Raw genomic sequence first — 20978 nt, 5'->3', positions numbered from 1 at the left:
CACTGTACAATACGGGTTGAGAGACGGATCGTACAGTTTTTATTAACCAAAACGCAAATTAAAGTTATGCTTTTTATGCTTACGGGCACTCCTGGTTCCAGAGGGACCGGGCAGCAATGTCTTGCATGGATTCATCCATGGAAAGAAAAATCAGCCAAAATTATTCTTGTCATGAAAATGTTGAGTGTTCTGCTTATCATCACTTGTATGCAGGCTTATGGAAGTATCGGCGCCAACGCGCAGCAGGTCACCTTTGCCGGCAAAAACATCCCGATGAAAACAGTTTTTGAAAAAATCCGGATGCAGACCGGTGTCGAATTCGTCTGGGACAAAAACATTATCGGGGAAGCCAACCCCGTTACCGTGGAGTTTAAAAACACCCCTTTAAAAGAGGCGCTGGATCTCTGCTTCAAAGGACAACGCCTGCGGTATTCCTTTATCGACAATGTGATTGTTGTTACACGATCGGCCGAGCCTCCCGCAGCAGCGGCCGATAAAGCGCCGGTGAGCGGCCGCGTATTCTCGGAAGAGAAGAAACCACTGGAAGGGGTAAACGTAGTGATTAAAGGAACTACGCAGGGAACCAGCACTGATGCAGACGGTAATTTTGTGATCTCCGCAGAACCCGGACAGGTGCTTGTTTTCAGCTCTGTCGGTTACATTCCCCAGGAAATAAAAGTGGGCACTGCGGTGAACTACGCCATATACCTGAAAGTATATGTGGCCAATCTTGATCAGACCATTGTAGTAGGGTATGGTACCCAGAGCAAAAGAAATGTAACAGGCTCCATTGCCAAAGTAGGAGAACTGAAACCGGAAGAAAATATCAACAACAGCGTGTTCAGCGCCATGCAGGGCAAGGTGGCCGGTTTGCAGGTAAAGTCTTCGGATGGTTCGCCCGGCTCTCAGCCTTCTATTGTTATCCGTGGCGCACAAACACTGAACGCCTCCAATGTGAACCCGCTCGTGGTGATCGATGGACTGATCGTGGATGCAGGAGTGGGATTAGGTACGGTCAACAATCCGAACTTTAATTTCAACAACATCAACCCACAGGATATTGAGTCTATCGAAGTACTGAAAGATGCTTCTTCTTCTGCGATCTATGGTGCCAGAGGTGCACAGGGCGTGATCATGATCACTACCAAAAAAGGAAAACTCGGTGGCCGCCCTCTTGTCAACGTAAACTCCTACTACGGCATCACCAGATCTACGCTGGGTTTCAGGGCATTGAACAATGCAGAATATGAATCCGTATTCAAAGAAGCGCGCCGCAACAGGATCAGCGATATTGATAAACTGATTGCCGGTGGTGTTACACCTGAAAGGGAAGAGGTGCTGAACGAGGAAAAAGACGTACTGGACTACGAAATCAGTTCTTTCAAACTGGGTACACCGAATGGTCTTGTTGATAATAACTGGGTAGATAAAGTCATCTCCAAAAATGCGTCTACCCATAATATCCAGGCGAATGTATCCGGTGGTGGTGTGAACAATACCTATTATTTATCCTTTGGTAAATACTCGGAAGAAAACACCGTTGGATCGGGCAGGTATAACCGTTACTCCGGCAAAATGGCCCTCACCCAGAAGATCAACAAGTGGTTACGGATCGGCGGCGATCTGAATGTATCGTTATCTGAAAGTAATAACCTGACCACTCCCTTGTACGATGCCATAGCGGCACGTCCGGATACACCGGATTCACTGCTGTTCAACCCTGATGGTACGGTTGGCAACTGGTTTGCTTTACAAAGCCATCCCTATGCAGGTACTTACCAGACCTATCAGAAAAAGAAAGACTGGAATTACCTGGCTAACGTGTTTGGTGAAATTACCTTCCGGCCCAACCTGGTGTTCAAATCTACGCTGGCAGGGGTAAACAGTCAGGGTACTACCATTAATTTCTATAGTCCTTTGTCTTATTACGGAAGCTATAATGGCGGTCAGCATGGCAATAGTTCAGGCAGTGGTACGCAGTATACCTTCAATAATACGCTTACTTACCGGCTGGCGGCAGGTGACCTGTGCGGGGATCTCCTGCTGGGTCAGGAATACTATGAAAATAAAAATACCACTACCGGCTTTGCCATTACCGGGTTTCCCGGCAGTGAAGGTTTATGGAGCCCGGGAAATGGGTCTTCTTTTTCAAACAACGAACTTTGGAACAACCGTAACTATTCGGAAGCAGGAGAGTCTTATTTTTTCCGTTCTAACCTGAGCTGGCAGAACAGATACCTGCTGAGCGGAAGTATCCGCAGAGACGGTACATCCAAGCTCGCCGGCAACAACCGGTATTCGTGGTTCCCGGCATTGTCTGCCGGCTGGATCATTTCCGATGAACCATTTTTTGGAAGAAGCTCCCTGGTATCTTTCCTGAAAATTAAATCAGGCGCAGGACTTACCGGTAATATCCGCACACTCGGCTACTTCGATTTTGCCGACCTGATAAACACCAGCACCTACAATGGTAAACCTGCGCTGGCATTAAGCAATGTGCGTGGAAACCGCGATCTCAGATGGGAAAGAACGCGCCAGTATGATGCGGGGATAGAAGCCCGGTTCTTTAGAAATAAGGTGTCTATGACGCTGGAATTTTATGAGAAAAGAACGGATGGCCTGATCACCAGCTTGCCGCTGCCTTATTCTACCGGTGGCTTTGCCTCACAGAAAGGAAACCTGGGAACTGTGGCCAACAGGGGAATAGACCTCGATCTCTCTTATCGCAGCAGGTTAACAAACGACCAGAAATTTTCCTGGAATGCAGGTGTTATACTGAATGTAAACCGGAACAAGATCCTGTATTTAAGGGATTCTGTAATGGGCTATGGCTATTATATGCCAGGCGGGCCGAGGCCATTTGTGAAGATGGGACAATCCGTCGGTTCCCTCTTGCTCTTCAGGTCATTAGGCGTTGATCCCAACACCGGCGATCTGGTATATGAAGATAAAAACAAAGATGGGGTGATTTCCCAGGCAGACCAGGAATATGTGCCGGTAGCACAACCAAAAATATCAGGCGGCTTTAACCTGGGCGCCAGCTGGCATCGTATTACGGTGAGCGCTGCCCTTACATTCAGTGCAGGAGCTAAGATCTATAATCTCGACGACCAATACAGCCGTCTCTTTAACATCGACTACACCGGTGTAATGCCTAACAAACCGGAGTGGGTGAAAGACAGATGGAAACAACCAGGTGACAAGAGTTATTATCCACGTGCAGTAGTAGGACCTCATGGCGCAGGTCAGGTGGAAGACTGGAATACACTTCCCTCTACGCATTATCTCTTCGATGCTTCTTACCTGAGAATGAGAAACGTGACCATCGGCTACCAGGTGGATGAGAAAGTGCTGAGAAAGGTGGGTATCCCGGCGTTGCGTATTTACACTTCTTTCCAGAACCTGTTTGTGATTAAGAACAGGGATCTGAAACTGACCGATCCTGAAATTGGAATAGAAACAGGGATACAGTCCACGTTTATACCGATGCCGAGAACTTTTGCCTTTGGTATTGATGTCACTTTATAATCAGAAAAAATATTGATATGATCCGGAAATATTTCCTGCTGATAAATTTATGCTTATTCGTTGCCAGTACTTTTGTTGCATGCAGTAAAAAGCTGGACGAACCCGTTCCCGATACAGCCATTGGAGAACAAACGCTTAAACCGGCGGATCTGGCACTCCTGGTAAAGGGCGCGTACTCAAAGATCCATGCCGGCTGGCCATCACAAACCTATCCGCTGTTTGATATCTATGCAGATGATATCATTTCCATGCAGGGTGGGTCTATCACCCGTTTTAATCCGCAGGCATACGACGCCTGTAATCCAAATCCCAGCGATGGTTTCAGTAATGGATTCTATTATAACGGCGCTTATACTGCCATTGGAAATGCCAATACAGTGATCAACTATATCCGTTCCCGTGAGTTGACCGGCCAGAACAAAGACCTGGGTGAAGCGCTGGGAATCCGTGGCTACTGCTACCTGCGCCTGGTGGAAGCCTATAAAGGTGTGATCATTACACTGGGTTCAAATGAAGACCCGGCAGAGTTGAAACGTCCGCAGAACACAGAAGAGGAAGTGTTTAACCGCATTATTACGGATCTGAAAGAGGCGGAAAAATTACTGCCGCCTTTCTCCACGCCCGATGCGTTGTCTAAAGAAGCAGTGCAGCTGCTGCTGGCAAGGATCTACCTGAACAGGGGAGATAAGGTGGAAGCAAAAAAATATGCAGAAGCCGTTATTGGCTCCACATCTGCCGCACTCACATCCGATTTTTCCAGCAATTTCCGTTACAACAACCCGGAGAACAAAGAATTGCTTTTCCGTGTGGTGGAAGGTCCCGTGTCCAGTTCCTACGATCGCGCAGGGATGTTCCCGCTCTTTAGCCCCGGCCTGCCATACCGCCGACCTACCGGCGCTACCGGTAATGGACAAACCTGGGTAAATGCCGACCTGGTCAATGCATACGAAGCCGGCGACGTACGTGCAGGTTTATTCAAAAATCAAATGGCCGCCAGTGTGGGCAGGGTAGTCACCTACCTGATGAAATTCTCGCTGGATACTTTACAGGACGCCAATTCCTTTGTGACTTACCCGCTGATCCGCTTAAGTGAGGCCTATCTGATTTCGGCAGAAGCAGATGCCCGCCAGGATGTGGTGAACGTTACCCGGTATAATGCAGTAAGACAAAAAAGAAATGCCAGCCCCAAAACAACCGGAGATTTCCCGAGCGCCGCTAATTTCCTGCAGGAGATAGAAATGGAAAGAAGAAAAGAGTTTTTGGGAGAAGGACTACGCTGGCAGGATATGAAACGTTTCGGTAAAGCCATCCCCTTTCTGAGTTCAAAAGGACAGAATGAAACAAGGCTATACCTGCCGTTCGTGAATGCCGAATTAAACAGGAATCCAAAGCTGGTACAGAATAATGGTTATAAATAAAAAAGGGAAAATAAGATGAAGAAAATAGTAACAATACAGGTGTGTTTATTGGCCATGTTGGGCAGCGCACAGGCGCAGCAATTTACGATAGATGGTAGTCTCGGAAAGCGTGCAGAGGGCGCAAAAATAATGCTCAATTATCCCAAAGACAACCAATACCAACTGGATTCCGCGATCGTAAAAGATGGTAAATTCCGTATCACAGGTACCATTACAGAACCGGCAACAGCCTATATCAGTATTGCAAAAACTACCGGTGACGCACATACCGGTGAGGAAGGCAATGTAGACGCCAATGAAGTTTTTCTGGAGCCGGTGGTAATAAAAATAAAATCATCCGATGGTACCCTGAAAAAAGCAAGTGTGAAAGGCGGCGCCGGACAATCCGAACTATTGCTGCTCAAAAAACAGCTGAGACCTTATGAAGCCCGGCTGGAGCCAATTTCGGACAGTATGATGCACTACTTCCTTGAAAAGGATGATGCCAGCGTGGAAAAGTTCAGAAAGCTCAGCCGGCCGATATATGACGACATCACTAAAGAGAAAAGAGCATTTATAGCCGCACATCCCGACTCTTACCTGAGCCTTTCCCTGCTAAAGGAAAGTAGCTTTATCATCGACGTGGAAACATTTGAGCCATTGATGAACGGACTTAGTGCCAGGATGAAAAATACCATTACCGCTAAATCAATGGCAGCGCGCCTGGAAGTGGCAAAAAAGACCGCAGTAGGCATGCAGGCGCTTGACTTCACCCAGCCGGATTCCACTGGCACTGCCGTTACCCTGTCTTCTTTCAGGGGAAAATATGTGCTGGTCGATTTCTGGGCCAGCTGGTGTGGTCCCTGCCGGGAGGAAAATCCTTATCTCGTAAAGGTGTACCAGGAGTACGGCGGCAAAGATTTCCAGATCATCGGTATTTCTCTCGATTCGCAAAAGGCGCCGTGGTTGAAAGCGATAGCAGAGGATGGCCTGAAATGGCTCCATCTCAGCGATCTTAAAGGTCCCCGGAACGAAGTAGCAAAGCAATACGATGTGAGAGCAGTGCCACAGAACTTTTTGATTGATCCGAATGGGGTGATCATCGCGAAGAATTTACGTGCCAATCAGCTGGAAGAGAAGCTGAAAGAAGTTTTTAAACACCAGTAGCAAAGGAGTGGCCGGCTGAAAGTTTATCTTTTAGCCGGTTGCTTATTTGTCTCAAGACAAGATGACGAAAAACTGTCCCGTGGTGATCTGGCATATTCAGCTAAAATTGCTTATTTTAGGATATACCTGTTCCCTATGCTTTTTATCGCTACACATACTACATTTATTTTTTTCCTCTTCCTCATTCCTTTGTTGGGTTGGGTCATTCACAAACAGTCTTCCCGGAAAACGATTGTAATAGTACTCCTGACTGCCTTGGTGCTGCTGTTGCCGGCATTGACGGGGTATAGTTACGTTGTAAGCAGTGGGTATGACTGGCTGCTTTATATTTTCTTTACTTATGGATATGCGCTGGTGCTTCAATCAGATGATCACAGCTTTCTTGCTACCGGCGTTATCTCCGCCGGACTTTTGCTGTTTGGTCTTTGGGGAGCATTTATCGGAAGTTTCGCGGGTACTACAACTGTGGAAAAGGAATGGCGGGTAAAAGGATATAAGATCGCTCATCTGAGGGATCAGGGGTTTGCAGGCGGCGCGCGGGTAACGTATGAGTTGAGTAAATACGCGATGATTCCGGTCTTTATTAAACAGGTAGACCTGGAAGTGGATAAGGATACGACGAACAGTTGTTGGGTTACATTCAGAGAGGAGGGTTTTAATTTTAACTGGTGCACGCCGGATTCTTCCTATACGTTCAAGCCTTAATCCCCTTAAATATATGATGCCTAACCCACTTTCCCGTACCGCCTATCTTGTATCCGCCTGGATCACTTTCTTTTATTTGCTGACGCTGGTGTTTAAAATAGTTGTTTTCCTCGTGTATCCGGTGGGAGAGGAGTCGCGTCAGCACTTTTTATTTCAGGGTGGATATCCGGCATATCAGCTGGCCACCTGCCTGACGCTGATTTTTTTAATCGCTATGTTGTATCCGCTCCTGGTGATTTGTATGTATAATTACCCTATTTCGCCCATAGCCAGTATCGCGGCATTTCTGGCTTTGTTCCTTGCTTTCTCGGTACAACTGGGGTTGCAATCTGTTTATCTTCTCAGGATGCAGATAGAATTACCCAATGTAATGTCAACGATGGATGGTCCGCATGTGCAGGAAAATGTATTGCTAGAGCTTTACCAATTTTTGCAGCTGCAACGTTACCTGAGCCTTCCTGTAGCACTGTTACAGATGGTGGCAGGTATAATCCTGGCTATCACTTTAAGCAGCGAACCAGCTATCAACTTCCTGGTGAAAACCGCATTTGGTATCCTGGTCTTTCATCAGGTAATATACCTGACAGCACTCCACCGGAGTCTTCATTGGGTGGAATATCCAAGTAAAGTTCCTTACCTGTTTTTTGAAGCGATTGTTTGTGTACTGTTGCTGATATGGTTCATCTACGGCGTTTTCAAAACCAAAGAGACAGGACACCCAACCTCCCCGTCTCTTTAGTTTACGCCCGTGAAAAATAAATCTGAAATGCTATCCTTCTGCCGGCAGAATATCCGCTTTCTCTGCCCAGGTAGAACCGGGATAGGTGTTGATAAGTTTGCCCCAGTAAGGAACCAGGTCCCGGAAGTCTTTTTGTTTACCAAAGAAGGCCGCTACACCCGACCAGTACATGGCTTCCTGATCCAGCACGGGGTAAGCGCCCGCAATAGTAAGGTTACTCAGCAGTTCCAATGCCTCCGCATATTTTCCTTTGCGCATGAAAGCTGCGCCCTGGCCGATGGAGAGTTCAATTATGAACTGCCTGGGCGATAAGTACCCGGTGATATTACGTATCACCGCGCCGTCCGGTGAATAGATGTATAATGCCGGTGTCCATTGTATTGCGGTAGGCAGGTATACTTTGCTGAAATCCCGGTTCATTTTACTGACATGGTATTTCACCAGTACATAATGCTGCTCCAGGTATGCCTGAACGGACGCATCTTCATACGTGACGGCATCCATACGCTGACAACCTTTGCAATTGGTGGACCAGAAATCTATCAATACCGGCTTCTGTTCGGCACGTGCCAGCTCAAAAGCACTGTCGACGTTGGTTTCGGTGAATTTCTTTGTTAATGTTTCCATCATGTTTTTTTTATCTGTCAAAGGTAGCGGCTCTTTATACATGAGGAAAATGAATAGTTTTCGTATTTTTAATTAAAAATACTCATGATCGTAAGCAATGACCTGCTCCTGGTGCAACGCATAGTGGAGCATGGCTCCCTCACCAAAGCGGCCGACAGCCTCTTTCTAACGCAATCGGCTTTAAGTCACCAGTTGAAAGACCTGGAGAACAGAACCGGCTTACAGATTTTTGAACGGGTCAATAAAAAACTCCTGCTCACACATGCCGGAAGGCGTATTATGGAAGGCGCCGGCAGCATCCTGCCGCAACTATCAAGATTAAACGAAGATATACACGCTTTCAAAAAAGGAAAACTCTCCAGTCTGCGGATCAGCACCGAATGTTATACCTGCTATCACTGGCTACCGGAGGTCATTACCCGGCTGAAATCCCGTCTGGACCAGGTGGAGATATCCATTGTGGCTGCCGCAACACAAAGACCGCTGGAATACCTGCTGAACGGAGAACTGGACCTGGCAATTGTTTCGGAGAAACCAGACCATCCGGCTATTCATACCACCCCGTTGTTTTCAGATAACTTGGTGGCAGTACTGCCCCGGAACCACCCGTATACCCGCAGCAAGACGGCACTTACAGCGGACGACTTTACGACGGAAGACCTGTTGATATACGATGCACAGGGAGAACATACCCAGTTTTCAAAGGAGTTTTTCCGGGAGGTATCTCCAAAATCCATTACCCGGATCCAGCTCACAGAAGCCATTGTTGAAATGATCAATGCAGGTATGGGCGTGGGGATTTTTGCTACCTGGGTGATTGCGCCCTATCTGAAAAACAGGGATATCGTGACGATGCCCCTGAAAACACCGTTTAAAAAGAGGACATGGCGGGCTGCTACCCTGAGTAAGCATCACCTGCTGGTGCCGCCATTTGTAGCGGCGGTAAAAGAGTATTTTAAATAGGGAAGCACTGCTGTTTAATAATCCAGCCACGTTTTAAACAACGGTGCTTTTGTTCTGCTGACAACAATCTCCGCATCTCCGCCATTTTTTATTTCCAGCTTTAATTTGCCGTTGAAATAATTATGTACTTTCTCTATGGCATCGATATGAATGATATATTGGCGGTTGGCCCGGAAGAAAACGGCGGGATTCAGCTGCTGTTCCAGGGTTTCCAGTGTGTGCGGTATGATCACCGTTTCCCCGTTGAACAGGTTGGCATAGTTGATGCCCAGCTGGGAATAGAAAAAGGCCACATCGCCCACCTGTATCCGCTTGTATTCATCGCGGTAAGGAACCAGGAACCGGGTCCGGTATTCTTTGGGTTGCATTTGCGCCACCAGGTTGTCGATCGATAACTGCTGGCCGGAAGCAGGTTTGTTAAGGCGTTCGTATTTATTGACAGCCGCTTCCAGTTCATCCTGATCCACCGGCTTTAAGAGGTAGTCGAGACTGTTATATTTAAATGCTTTGATCGCATATTCATCGTAAGCTGTTGTAAATATCACCGGGCTTTTTACATCTGCCTGGTTAAAGATATCGAAGCAAAGCCCGTCTGCCAGGCGTATATCCATGATAATGATGTCGGGTGCTTCGTTTTCAGCCAGCCAGGTGATGGTCTTTTTTACACTATCCAGCACCGCCGGCACTTCAACAGTGGGTCTTATTTTAAGCAGGAATCGTTGTAAACGGTCTGCATTCGCATCCTCATCTTCCACTATCAATATCTTTCGGATAACTGTCATTTGATCAGGGGGACCTTTACGGTGAAACAATCATTTTCTGATATTATTACCGGCTTTCTATCGGATAGCAGGGCATATCGACCGATAATATTCTGTAACCCGATACCGGTAGAGGAGGTTTTATTATGCAATGGTAATAAAATATTGGATACCACCAGCTCATCATTGGCGGTGGTATAAATGTCTATGGCCAGGGGATGTTCTTTTTGGGTACTGTTATGCCTTAAGGCATTTTCCACAAATAGCTGCAGCGTAGTAGGAGGGAGCTGGAGATGAAGTGTTGATTCATCTACACGGATCCTGAAAATGGCGCCGTCGCCTATCCTGTTTTTGATAAGAAACAGGTAGGCATCCAGGAATTTCAGTTCTTCGCGTAAAGTGATGAGTTTATTTTTAGAATTGATCAGAAGGTATTTGTAGACCTTTGCAAAGTTCTCTGTATACTCATACCCCAGTTGCTGATCTTTCAGAATCAATTCTGAAAGTACACTCAGGTTGTTGAATACAAAGTGCGGATCGATCTGCAATTTGAGGGCCTGTAGTTCTGTTTCTGCGGCCAGCTGTTTACTCTCTGCCGCTCTTATTTTATATTCCGCCGCCTGCAGGGCTGCTTTTTTCCAGTTGCTCACCAGGTAGTCGCTGGTATTGATAGCGCTCACCATCAGTATCAGTAAAATCAGGGCAATAACGATGTACCAGGTTTGCCTGATATCATTTTCACCTACTTTGGGCGGTCCGTCAGGAATGCCATTAATCAGCACATACATAAGTCCCAGGGCCATTAAAAGAAAGAATACCCCGAAAACCTGTATAACCGTTTGTGTTACCAACCGCTTTAACGGATGAGCTGTCCATGGCATCTTCTTGTTCAGTATACGGTCTACCCAGAAGATAAACGCTATAAAAACCGCGCTTACCAGCAGGTTGAAGAAAGTATCGAATATTAACCGGTAGATGGATACATCAAAATATTTATTCCAGGAGGAATAAGGTGTTACAATAAATAAAACAGCATAAGAGCCAATAAAAGTCACTGCCAGCAGCACCAGCTGTTTGGTTTTTGAGTTTTTTATGATATGAAACGTGTCGTCCCGGTTCTCCATAACTGCAAAGGTAGGGAGCCATACTATAAGAACGCTGTTTCCGCGCGAAAAAAAGCTATTATAATACCCTTGTTTCAATTCATTTTGTCCGGCCGACTATTCACCCCTCATTTTCGTCACTTGACCCGGAAAGGCCTCTTTCGCGTGCTTCGCTGCCCCTAATTTTGGGCTCATAAAAGTAGTTTGATTTAAAAAAATCGTAAGTATGAAAGAAGTAAAAGCAACGACGATGGCAACTCAGGAACGCAGCCGTACCGGCATAAAGTCCTTACTCGGTGTATGCCTGCTGGTAGCATCTACCCTTGCTGTTTCTGCCCAGAAATCAGCCGTATTGGATGCATTCTCCAAACACGGCATTGATGCCGGCCTTCTCGACCCCGAGGCCCTGAAACAACCGGATAATTATGCTTTTGATCTCAGATTTTCCAGTACGGCAGCTGGCAAGCAAACCGTTACAGAAGCAAAATTTGATCCGTCCAAATCAGAAGAAGAACGCTGGACTGTGGTGTCTGTTGATGGTAAATCGCCCTCCAGGGGAGAGGTGACCAGCTTCCGGAAGAATCACGCCAAACCGGAATCCGCACCCATCAAGGCAGACGACGCTTCCTATAAAGTTGAAAAGGAAACAGGCGACTACCTGGTGATCAGCTATAAACAGGATGCTGCTTCTGTTCCCAAAGATGCCAGCTTTATGAAAGACTGCAGATCTTTCATGACCATCAACCTCAAAACCAAAAGGGCAGAAGAGGTGAAAGCCATCAACGAAAAACCGGTAAAAGTAAAGATACTGAATGCCGAAAAGTTTGAGGTAACCGTTAAATATAACTGGAATGAACAGGCAAAACGTTATTTCACGGTAAGCGACAACCTCAACATGCTCGCTAAATTCATCGGGCAAACAACCAACGTGGAAACCATATCAGAATATTCCAACTTTACCAGGAAATAACTGGCATAAAGGAAACGGAAACCGCTTGAGTGGACCGCCTGAAGGCACCCGCTAACTTGCTTAAAGAGAAAATGAACTAACCTTGTGGCATCTGATGCTGCAAGGTTTTTCTTTTTCATATACCCAATGCCCCTACTTTTTCCCGAATTCGAAAAGAATTCAGTTTTGGATCCCCGACCTTTGTGTTCTTAAATCTTAAAGACTGTTAGCATTGAAATGCCCCTGGTATGTAGCAGGAATGGTAAACCAGCAATATATAAGTGGATGTGATGAAGGAATAATAAAACGCCGGCAGTCACTTAATGCCATCAAAATTTTCCCTTTTCGATCAGTGAAAGCAATTATCAGTAATAACATTTATTAAATCAATCAAAAAGGCCACACAGTTCGCAGCTGTGTGGCCACCCTCCTTATGAGAGGGACTTAAAACGTGGTAAACATTAAAAGCAATGCAAAATAAGCAAATTTTGTTGATGGCTGTCCTATGCCTTTTTTTTGATCTGGCAAAGTCACAATCCCCTGTAAAAAGCACATTGGAAGGCGTTATACAGGATGATAAGGGAAAGGCTATAGAAGCCATGGTGCTCCTGCTGGAAACCGGAAAAGGACTCCCCACAGATGCCAGCGGGCATTTCCGGTTTACTGATCTCAACACTGGTAAATACACGCTGGAAATAAGAGCCCTCGGCTATCTGAAATCAGTAAAACAGGTAACCCTGCCCACACCTGTTGCACAGCCCCTGCTAATACGGTTAAAAAAAGACCGCGACCTGAATGAGGTCACCGTATTAGGAAAAACAGCCGCAGAAAAAGTACGGCAACAATCTTACAATGTTGTTGCTGTAGATGCAAAGAAACTCTACAATACCTCTATGGATGTAGGCCAGGTATTAAACAAGGTATCTGGTGTGCGGGTGCGCGAATCCGGCGGTGTAGGCGCCGATCTCAATTTCTCCCTCAACGGCTTTACCGGGCAACAGGTGAAATTTTTCGTAGACGGTATGCCTATGGATAATTTTGGTTCTTCCTTTCAGCTCAATAACATTCCTATCAACTTTGCAGAGAGAATCGAAGTATATAAAGGGGTAGTACCGGTATGGCTCGGCGGCGACGCATTGGGCGGCGCTGTTAACATCGTAACCAATACAGCTCCCCGTACCTACCTGGATGTATCTTATTCCTATGGCTCTTTTAATACACATAAATCTTCCATTAACGCCGGTATTATCTCCAAATCGGGGCTTACCCTGCAGGTAAACGCCTATCAGAATTACTCCGATAACAATTATAAAGTAAACGTAGATGTTGCCGACCTGGAAACCGGCGTATATACGCCCATGCGGGTGCGCAGGTTCCACGACCGCTACCACAATGAGGCCATCGTCACCAATATCGGTGTAGTAGGAAAGAAGTATGCGGACCAGCTGCTGGTAGGCATCATGCTGGGACAGAACCACGCCGATATTCAAACCGGCAACAGGATGTATGATGTATTTGGCGGCCGTACCCGCAGCGGTAGTATCATTCAGCCTACTATCAAATACACCAAAACCAACCTGTTTGTAAAAGGACTGGACCTCCGTATCTCCGGTATGTATAACCCAGGGGAAGAAAGAGCCGTGGATACCCTGTTCCGCATGTACAACTGGCTGGGGCAATGGCAGTATAAAGATCCCAATAATCCATCCACTCCCGGCGGAGAATCCAGCAGGATGGACTATAAGTATAAAAACAATAACGGGATCGGCAACGTGAACCTGTCTTACCAGCTGAACGAACACCACTCCTTTGTATTGAGCAATGTGATCACTACTTTCAACCGCACCGGAGTGAACAAATTTGACCCCAACAACGAAGCCGACAAACAACCCAAAAAAACATTCAAGAATATCGCGGGTCTTGGTTATAAGTATGATTATAATGACCGCTGGAGCACGAGCGTCTTCCTGAAAAATTACCACCAGGGCAGCAAAACCAGTATCCTGGCTGATGGGGAGTACTACCATCAATCCGGATCGGTAGACCAGTGGGGTTACGGTATCGCCTCTACGTATTTTATCCTGCCTTCATTACAGGCAAAGGTGTCTTATGAAAAAGCCTATCGCCTGCCCAATAATGATGAACTTTTCGGAGATGTGATCAACTTAACCGGTAACCCTGATCTGAAACCGGAAAGCAGTGATAATATCAATGTGGGCCTGAACTATCATTTTCATCTGAACAAAATTCATCACTTCGTGGTAGATGGGAACTTTATTTTCAGGAATGCCAAAGACTATATCCGCAATCAGCTGCAGGGGGTGAGCTTCACCGGCCGCCAGCTGATGATGCCGGTGAATACACGGGATGTTACCAATAGGGGCGTGGATGCGGACATACGCTATACCTATAAAGATGTGTTTACCGCAGGCGTAAATGGCACCTATCAGAACCTGCGGAATAATACCCGTATAGAACCCGGTAGTACCGTACAAAGCCAGGTGTATAAGGACCGGATCCCCAATATGCCTTACTTCTTTGGAAATGCCAATGCAGCTTTGACACTGAAAAATATCATCTGGAAAGATACCCGCCTGACTATAGGCTATAATATGCTGTTTGTAGAGAAATTCTACCTGCGCTGGCCCAGCCAGGGTGCAAAAGATTCCAAGTACATCGTGCCACAGCAGGTATCGCATGATATGAACCTGGTGTATTCACTGAAGAACGGGAAATACAACGTGAGCGCGGGTGTGCTGAACCTGTTCGATAAAACACTCTATGATAATTTCAGTTTGCAGAAGCCAAGTCGCGCTTTCAATGTGAAACTGAGATATTTCTTTGTGAAAGACCATGTACAATAAGCCGTAAATCATTCTTTTCATTATAAAAATCTAAATAAGATGTTCATTAAAAGACAAAGCAGCACGCTGCTCATGGGACTTTGTGTGTCTGCCGTATCTATTTTCAGTGCTGGTTGCAGCAAAGACGACAAGCCAGCCGATAATGGCGGTGGTAACGGTGGCGGCACTACGAAATCAAAATTTGTATTCGTCGTATACACCGATGGTTCCGGTGGAGAAGCCGGCCGCTATATTGTGCCTGTAGAAGACGCCACCAAAGGTACGCTCACCACCACAGGCGTTGGCGTGGAAACAGAAGCCTATTCCTTTATCCGCCAGGATAACAAACTCTTTGGAATTGTATATGCAGCGCAGGGCCCCACCACTCCATACAAACTGGATGCAGATGGCAAACTGGTAAAAGCGGCGGCAGCTATCAATACGGAGTTTACCGGTATTTATGGTACGGTAAACAAAGATGCGTACGTAGGTGGTTCCGTTAACCGCAGTAAGGAAAGTTCTGTAGCTACGCTCTATCGCTTCGATGCCGTAGGTAATAAAGTAGCCGGCCGCAACACGGTAGACCTGGCGAAAATTACGGGCACCGAAGAAATGGCAGTATGGAACGGACTTACACAGGTAGGCAATAAAATTTATGTGCCTTATAGCAGCACACCCGGTGTAAGCGGGCAAAATACAAAGTATGTAGACAGTACCTGGATAGCCGTATTCTCTTACCCGGAACTGGCCTTCCAGAAAGTGATCCGTGATGGCCGTACCGGCTTTATCGGTAACTGGTTTGGTATGCAGGGTGTACAACAAACAGAAGACGGCGACGTATACGCATGGTCTACCGCCGGAGGATCAGGTACGCTGAAATCTACCAAACATTCCGCTATCATCCGTATAAAAAAGGATACAGAAGTATTTGACCAGAGCTACTTTTTTGATATTGAAGCCGCTACCGGTTCCAAACTGGCCAGGGGCGAATATATTGCAGATGGCAAATTTCTCATGACTATTTATGCCACCAACGAAACCGGCGGCGTAAGCGGTGGTCGCGTGAAACTGGCGATCGTGGATGTGTTCAGGAAAACGGTGACTTATGTAAGCGGTGTGCCGGAACATGCGCAGATGAGCTACAATATGAAAGTATATGTAGATGCAGATAAGAAAACCGCCTATTATGTAATGAAGGAAGACAGCGGTAAATTATACCTCTATGTGATCGATGTGGCGGGCGCCAGCGGAAAACAAGGCGTTTACTTCCAGGGTATCAGCGATGTAACGTCTATCACCAAACTGAATTACTAATCGGAACTGAGTAGGAGTAAAACCGGCGTTTCTTCATGAAAGAGACGCCGGTTTTATATTTAAAAGAGATTACTTTTTGGTATATACCACTTTGCCTGATTTTACAGTATATACCACATTGATGTTTTTATCTGTGGCCACGTCCAGCGGATTTTTGTCCAATACCACAAGATCGGCATTGTAACCGGCTTTCAGTTTCCCTTTAAAGGCGGCTTCGCCCCATTGGTCGGCCGCATTGATGGTAACGGCCTTCCATGCTTCGTATGCGCTCACCACCTGCGGATGCGCCGGGTTGTCGAGTATCGTGGTCACCTTGCCGGTAGCAGGATCGGTATAGGGCTGGTACATTTTCCGGGTAACTGCTGCATACACCGCAGTAATCAGGTCTGGTGGTGTTACGGGAGAATCGGTATGGATGGTATATTCAATGCCTTTATCCTGCGCGTCCTTTAAGGGACTGATATATTTTGCTTTATCAGGAGGAAGTACCGTGCTTAAATACCAGTTGCCCCATAAGTAGCAATGCGTAGGGAAGAAGGTAGGCATTAATACAGATTTCAGCGTAACGTAAGTATCCAGCTGTTTTTCTGTAATGAGCTGGTTATGGACAATCACATTCTTTGTAAGTGTAGCAGGGATTTTCTTTTCCTGGTATAATTTATTAAAAACGGCCATGCTTTGCTTGATAGCGGAATCGCCGTTACAGTGGATATGCACGGGCATGTTGTTTTTAAATACGGAAGCTACATTTTGTAATGCCTGCTCATCTGTATAGATGGTGGTGCCGCTATAGCCGGTAGTTTGACCGAGCGGTGGGTTTTTATACGGATAGGTGAGGCAGGCATCTCTTCCCTGCGGGGAGCCGTCGAAGGTAAGTTTGATGGCGCCTACTTTCAGATGCTTTTTATATTTGCCATATAAGGGTGTGAACTGTGCCAGCGCATCTTTATAGGAATCAAAGTCCGGCAGTACAATATAATCGCCTGTCAGCATATTGGCGTCATTGGCGGCTTTGAGCAGTTCATATTGTGGTACAAATGCGCGGCCTTCACAGATCGTAGTAACGCCGTTCTGAAACCATACTCCTTCTGCTGCCAGTAAATTTTGTAGCATTTGCTTCTGAAAATCGGCCTGCCCCTGTTTGGTAGTGGGTACCAACAGCTTGGTGCTGCTGTCCATGGCGGCTACATTGGCATTTTCCATCAGCAGGCCGGTTACCCGTCCGTTTTCTTTTACGATGGTGCCCCCGGGATATTTATGCGGATCTGTATTATCATCAATCCCCAGTATTTCCAGCATTTTAGTATTTGCTACGCCCATATGCCCGCTCACATGCACCACATAAATGGGATAGTCTTTGGAAACCTTATCCAGGTCGTCTTTTGAAGGATGTTTGTTGCCGGTGAGATAAGCATCATCATAGTTGTTGCCGATAATCACCGGTGGTGTCTGTGACGGGTACTTCTGGTTTTTAAAATTGGTGAGTCCCTGTAACAGCCTGGCGATGTTGTCTACATTCCCATAGGGTGGGGCGCTGAGATCTGCCACCAGGTAAGTGGTTACATACTGGCCTACGTGTGCGTGGGCATCAATAAAGCCAGGCATGATGATCTTGTTCGTACAATCAATTTTTTTCGTTTGGTCGTCAACGATAGCGCCTTCTGATCTCGGGTCATTTAATCCAACGTAATAGATGGTGCCGGCTACCAATACAATATTGGCTTTTTTAATGACCGGACCATCATTCATGGTAAGTACCTGGCCATTCATTAAATAAACATCTGCATGCATTAAACGGCGTGGATTTTTCTTAAACGAGGTAAGCGCAAAAAGAATACAGCTACCCGCAAGCAGCAAGAGGAGGGAAAACTTTTTCATAAGTGTAAATGGTTATTTGCCCATAAAAACACCCGGAGCGTATAAATGTTTATGGGTATAATATATTAATTTATAGCATATGTAGATAGGTGCTTATAATTCCAATAAGTGCGCCGGAAGGCAAGTCTGCTTATTAGTAAAGGCCATGTTCAGCACAAATGGCAGGAGTCTCCGCTGCAAATATTTCCCCAAGTACGACGAATATAGACCGCAACTACTCAAATATATATTTGGCTCCCGGGGTGTATCTGGGAGCGGCTACTTTTACATCAGATTAAACATTCAATCACATGAAACAGTTACAAAAACTGGTTACCAAAAAGGTAACATCCCCAGAAACAGTAAAAGGCGGAAGACTCGCCCTGATGGAATTCTCTGTTGACGACCAGGAAAGAACCACGGAAAACTACGCCTCCTGGAATGGTCAACATTATGTAACCGACACCCGGAATGATCCTAAATGATCTTAAGTGATCCTTCCAAAAAAAGTAAACCTCTAAAAATTTAAAAAAGAAAAACTATGGAAAAGCTGACAAAATTGAATGCAAAGAAAGTAGAATCACTGGAAACCATCAAAGGTGGCAGAGCCATGCTGGCGGAATTTTCACTGGAAGCAGGTGATGCTGCAGGTACTACCGTACACTCACCAACCCACTACTCCGGTCCGGATGTTTACGTGTGCGACCACAAGCCAGATGCTAAGTAATATCTTCTTTCGCCATTGTTAACAACCGAAAAACCAACGGACTGCTGGCAATTGCCGGCAGTCCTTACTAAAAGTCCTTAACTGTATAAGATGTCCCAGCAAATCCTCATATTAAGTCAATCGCACCTGGAAGGCACCACTGACCATGTTTGCCAGTGGCTGCATCACCTGCAGATTCCTTACCTGCGGCTGAATGGGGAAGATCTCTTCCGGCTGCAACACCTCAGCGATCTGCCCGGCAATGCCGGTGTCAGCACCGTGTGGTACCGGAGAAAGATCAGCAGCTTTCCTGCGAAATACACGCTTAAACAACCTGATTTCTCTACCCAGTATACCCTGAAACGTTTCCTGGTAGATGAATTCAACGGACTTCACTCTTTTCTTTTCTATTCCATTGACCGCCACAAGTGGCTGAACGACCCCATCTCCGAAGATTATCTCAATAAACTACATGTGCTTGCACTTGCCCGTCAGTGCGGCATCAACACGCCTTTCACCGATGTAGTTACCTCCAAAACCGCTATCGCGCAACTGTTGGATAGCTATCCTGAACTGATTGTAAAGCCGCTCAGCGAATGTATCTTTCTGGAAGATACCGAAGGCGGACGGTACAAAATGCTGACGGAAACGATCAGCAAAGAGAACCTGCGAACAGTACCGGAGCAATTCTTTCCTTCGCTGATACAGGAAAAGATCACCAAGAAGTTTGAGATCCGTACTTTTTACCTGGACGGCGACTGCTATTCCATGGCTATTTTTTCCCAGAACAACCGGAAAACAAAAGACGATTTCCGCAACTATGATCACCAGCGGCCCAACAGGACCGTGCCTTACCAACTACCCGCTGACCTGGCATCAAAACTGGACCAGCTGATGAAGTCATTACGCTTTAAGACCGGCTCCATCGATCTGATGGTAGACATGCAAGGGAACTACCACTTCCTCGAAATAAACCCCGAGGGCCAGTTCGGCATGGTGTCTTACCCCTGCAACTATTACCTGGAAAAGAAATTAGCCCAGTGGCTCAGTAAACAGCATTCCCATGAAAAAGAAATTTGTCAGTAATCTGAAAGAGAAAAAAGGATTGCCGCTATCACTGTATTTCCTTGAGAAAGATCAGCAGCAGCTATCCAGCCGGCCTATCCTGAAGTTTGAAAAAGCCCCAAAAATTAATTCCGAAGGATTCGAGCTTTTTAATTTTTATAAAGTGATTTCCAAATTCTGATCATGACATACTTCCATCTATACGCAAATTGTCGCCTCGTTAAAGGAGCCCGTATGTCGCTGCTCTGCGATCTGCAGATGCGTAAATTTTATCATCTCCCCAACGATACCACCGAAGTGCTGCTGTTCCTGCAACAACACACTATTGAGGAATGCATCGCGCATTACGGGGAAGACAACCGCGAAGCCATTACCGGCTACCTGGATTTCCTCATCAGCAAAGAACTGGGATTTACAGATCAGCAGCTGCTCCCGGAGCTTACCGCGCTGGACCTCAGCTGGGACCGGTATTCAGATATTACCAACGTTATTATTGAATACAACGAAAACATCGATTACAGCAGCGCTTTTTTTCGCCAGCTCTTCGACCTGCACATACAGGGACTCGAAATCAGGTGCTATGAAAGCATCTCTCTTGATCAGCTCCGCGGACTACTGGATGTATTTAATGGCACCACCATGCGATTCATCAAACTGGTACTGCCCTACAGCAACGCTCTGGACCTGCCAGCCATGGACAAATTCGTGAAAGCCTATCCCCCGGTAAAGTCGCTCTTGTTACATTCCGCACCGGAAGACAAGCAGGAGAAAATATTTGAAGGCACCGTACCGGTCACCTTTTTTACCCGGCCAATCAATTCCTGCCTGGGCTGCGGTGAAATACGCAGCAACTATTTCGTGTCAAATATGGAACTGTTTACGGAAAGCCAGCACTTTAATACCTGTTTGAACAGGAAACTGAGTATAGATGCAGCAGGATATGTGAGAAACTGTCCTTCTATGCGCGAACATTTCGGGCACGTGAACCACACCGCATTGCAGGAAGTACTGGACAACCAGGCTTTTCAACGGTATGGAAAAATCCGTAAAGAAGAAATAGCGACGTGCAAAGACTGTGAGTTCAGACATGTATGCACCGATTGCAGGGCTTATGTGGAAGACCCGCAGGATATTTATTCCAGGCCGCTGAAATGCGGATACGATCCGTATACCAATACCTGGGAAGACTGGACGGAGCATCCTTTGAAACAATCTGCCATCGCCTTGTATGGGCTGGAGAAGACAATCAGATAA

The 20978-nt window shown here is 46.3% G+C and carries 18 protein-coding genes; 14 read left to right on the top strand and 4 right to left on the bottom strand.

Annotated features, from left to right (window positions below; genetic code table 11):
* The first annotated feature begins 171 nt into the window (after window positions 1-171).
* From BMW79_RS23520 to BMW79_RS23500, 5 genes are all read left to right on the top strand, one after another.
* Window positions 172-3528 (top strand): TonB-dependent receptor, encoded by a 3357-nt coding sequence (locus BMW79_RS23520; RefSeq protein WP_177192303.1) that lies wholly within the window; start codon window positions 172-174, stop codon window positions 3526-3528.
* Between the two features lie 17 nt (window positions 3529-3545).
* A complete protein-coding gene (locus BMW79_RS23515) occupies window positions 3546-4946 on the top strand; it encodes a RagB/SusD family nutrient uptake outer membrane protein (RefSeq protein WP_089898675.1) in 1401 nt (466 codons plus the stop codon).
* Between the two features lie 15 nt (window positions 4947-4961).
* On the top strand, window positions 4962-6092 hold the full coding sequence (locus BMW79_RS23510) for a TlpA disulfide reductase family protein (RefSeq protein ID WP_089898673.1): 1131 nt from the start codon (window positions 4962-4964) through the stop codon (window positions 6090-6092).
* Window positions 6093-6227: 135 nt separating this feature from the next.
* Window positions 6228-6797 carry a hypothetical protein gene (locus BMW79_RS23505; protein WP_089898671.1) on the top strand — a complete coding sequence of 190 codons (570 nt, stop codon included), beginning with the start codon at window positions 6228-6230 and terminating at the stop codon, window positions 6795-6797.
* A gap of 13 nt (window positions 6798-6810) precedes the next feature.
* On the top strand, window positions 6811-7536 hold the full coding sequence (locus BMW79_RS23500; RefSeq protein WP_089898669.1) for a hypothetical protein: 726 nt from the start codon (window positions 6811-6813) through the stop codon (window positions 7534-7536).
* 30 nt (window positions 7537-7566) lie between these two features.
* On the opposite strand, the gene BMW79_RS23495 is transcribed toward BMW79_RS23500, so the two are convergent.
* Window positions 7567-8163 carry a thioredoxin family protein gene (locus BMW79_RS23495; protein WP_177192302.1) on the bottom strand — a complete coding sequence of 199 codons (597 nt, stop codon included), beginning with the start codon at window positions 8161-8163 and terminating at the stop codon, window positions 7567-7569.
* Window positions 8164-8247: 84 nt separating this feature from the next.
* Here BMW79_RS23495 and BMW79_RS23490 point away from each other — a divergent pair, with 84 nt between their 5' ends.
* Complete coding sequence (locus tag BMW79_RS23490) at window positions 8248-9126, top strand: LysR family transcriptional regulator (protein WP_089898665.1); 879 nt, start codon at window positions 8248-8250, stop codon at window positions 9124-9126.
* 14 nt (window positions 9127-9140) lie between these two features.
* Here the strand turns inward: BMW79_RS23490 and BMW79_RS23485 are convergent, their stop codons facing one another.
* Entirely contained in the window at window positions 9141-9908 is a 768-nt protein-coding gene (locus BMW79_RS23485; RefSeq protein WP_089898663.1) for a LytR/AlgR family response regulator transcription factor, read from the bottom strand.
* Complete coding sequence (locus BMW79_RS23480; protein WP_089898661.1) at window positions 9905-11011, bottom strand: sensor histidine kinase; 1107 nt, start codon at window positions 11009-11011, stop codon at window positions 9905-9907. The genes BMW79_RS23485 and BMW79_RS23480 overlap by 4 nt, the downstream gene beginning before the upstream one ends.
* A gap of 205 nt (window positions 11012-11216) precedes the next feature.
* Between BMW79_RS23480 and BMW79_RS23475 the strand changes: the two genes are divergently transcribed.
* The 3 genes from BMW79_RS23475 (at window position 11217) to BMW79_RS23465 (ending at window position 16096) form a co-directional block, all read left to right on the top strand.
* Entirely contained in the window at window positions 11217-11960 is a 744-nt protein-coding gene (locus BMW79_RS23475) for a hypothetical protein (RefSeq protein ID WP_089898659.1), read from the top strand.
* 473 nt (window positions 11961-12433) lie between these two features.
* Complete coding sequence (locus BMW79_RS23470; protein WP_218150423.1) at window positions 12434-14803, top strand: TonB-dependent receptor; 2370 nt, start codon at window positions 12434-12436, stop codon at window positions 14801-14803.
* A gap of 39 nt (window positions 14804-14842) precedes the next feature.
* Entirely contained in the window at window positions 14843-16096 is a 1254-nt protein-coding gene (locus tag BMW79_RS23465) for a DUF4374 domain-containing protein (protein WP_089898655.1), read from the top strand.
* Between the two features lie 69 nt (window positions 16097-16165).
* Here BMW79_RS23465 and BMW79_RS23460 read toward each other — a convergent pair whose 3' ends face one another.
* On the bottom strand, window positions 16166-17974 hold the full coding sequence (locus tag BMW79_RS23460; protein ID WP_089898653.1) for an amidohydrolase: 1809 nt from the start codon (window positions 17972-17974) through the stop codon (window positions 16166-16168).
* A 290-nt stretch (window positions 17975-18264) separates the two neighbouring features.
* On the opposite strand from BMW79_RS23460, the gene BMW79_RS33980 reads away from it, so the two are divergent.
* From BMW79_RS33980 to gwsS, 5 genes are all read left to right on the top strand, one after another.
* Complete coding sequence (locus BMW79_RS33980; RefSeq protein WP_177192301.1) at window positions 18265-18438, top strand: hypothetical protein; 174 nt, start codon at window positions 18265-18267, stop codon at window positions 18436-18438.
* 56 nt (window positions 18439-18494) lie between these two features.
* Complete coding sequence (locus BMW79_RS23455) at window positions 18495-18680, top strand: hypothetical protein (protein WP_089898650.1); 186 nt, start codon at window positions 18495-18497, stop codon at window positions 18678-18680.
* 90 nt (window positions 18681-18770) lie between these two features.
* Window positions 18771-19745, top strand: coding sequence for a grasp-with-spasm system ATP-grasp peptide maturase (gwsG, locus tag BMW79_RS23450; RefSeq protein ID WP_089898648.1), 975 nt, complete (start codon window positions 18771-18773; stop codon window positions 19743-19745).
* The gene (locus BMW79_RS23445; RefSeq protein ID WP_089898646.1) at window positions 19723-19905 is read left to right on the top strand and encodes a hypothetical protein; all 183 of its coding nucleotides are present in this window, start codon (window positions 19723-19725) and stop codon (window positions 19903-19905) included. The genes gwsG and BMW79_RS23445 overlap by 23 nt, the downstream gene beginning before the upstream one ends.
* Before the next feature lie 2 nt (window positions 19906-19907).
* Window positions 19908-20978 (top strand): grasp-with-spasm system SPASM domain peptide maturase, encoded by a 1071-nt coding sequence (gwsS, locus tag BMW79_RS23440; protein ID WP_089898644.1) that lies wholly within the window; start codon window positions 19908-19910, stop codon window positions 20976-20978.

The sequence above is a fragment of the Chitinophaga arvensicola genome (assembly GCF_900110835.1).
Lineage (GTDB): Bacteria > Bacteroidota > Bacteroidia > Chitinophagales > Chitinophagaceae > Chitinophaga > Chitinophaga arvensicola.
Note: the sequence above shows the minus strand (reverse complement) of the source record. Positions and strands in the feature narration are given on the sequence as shown.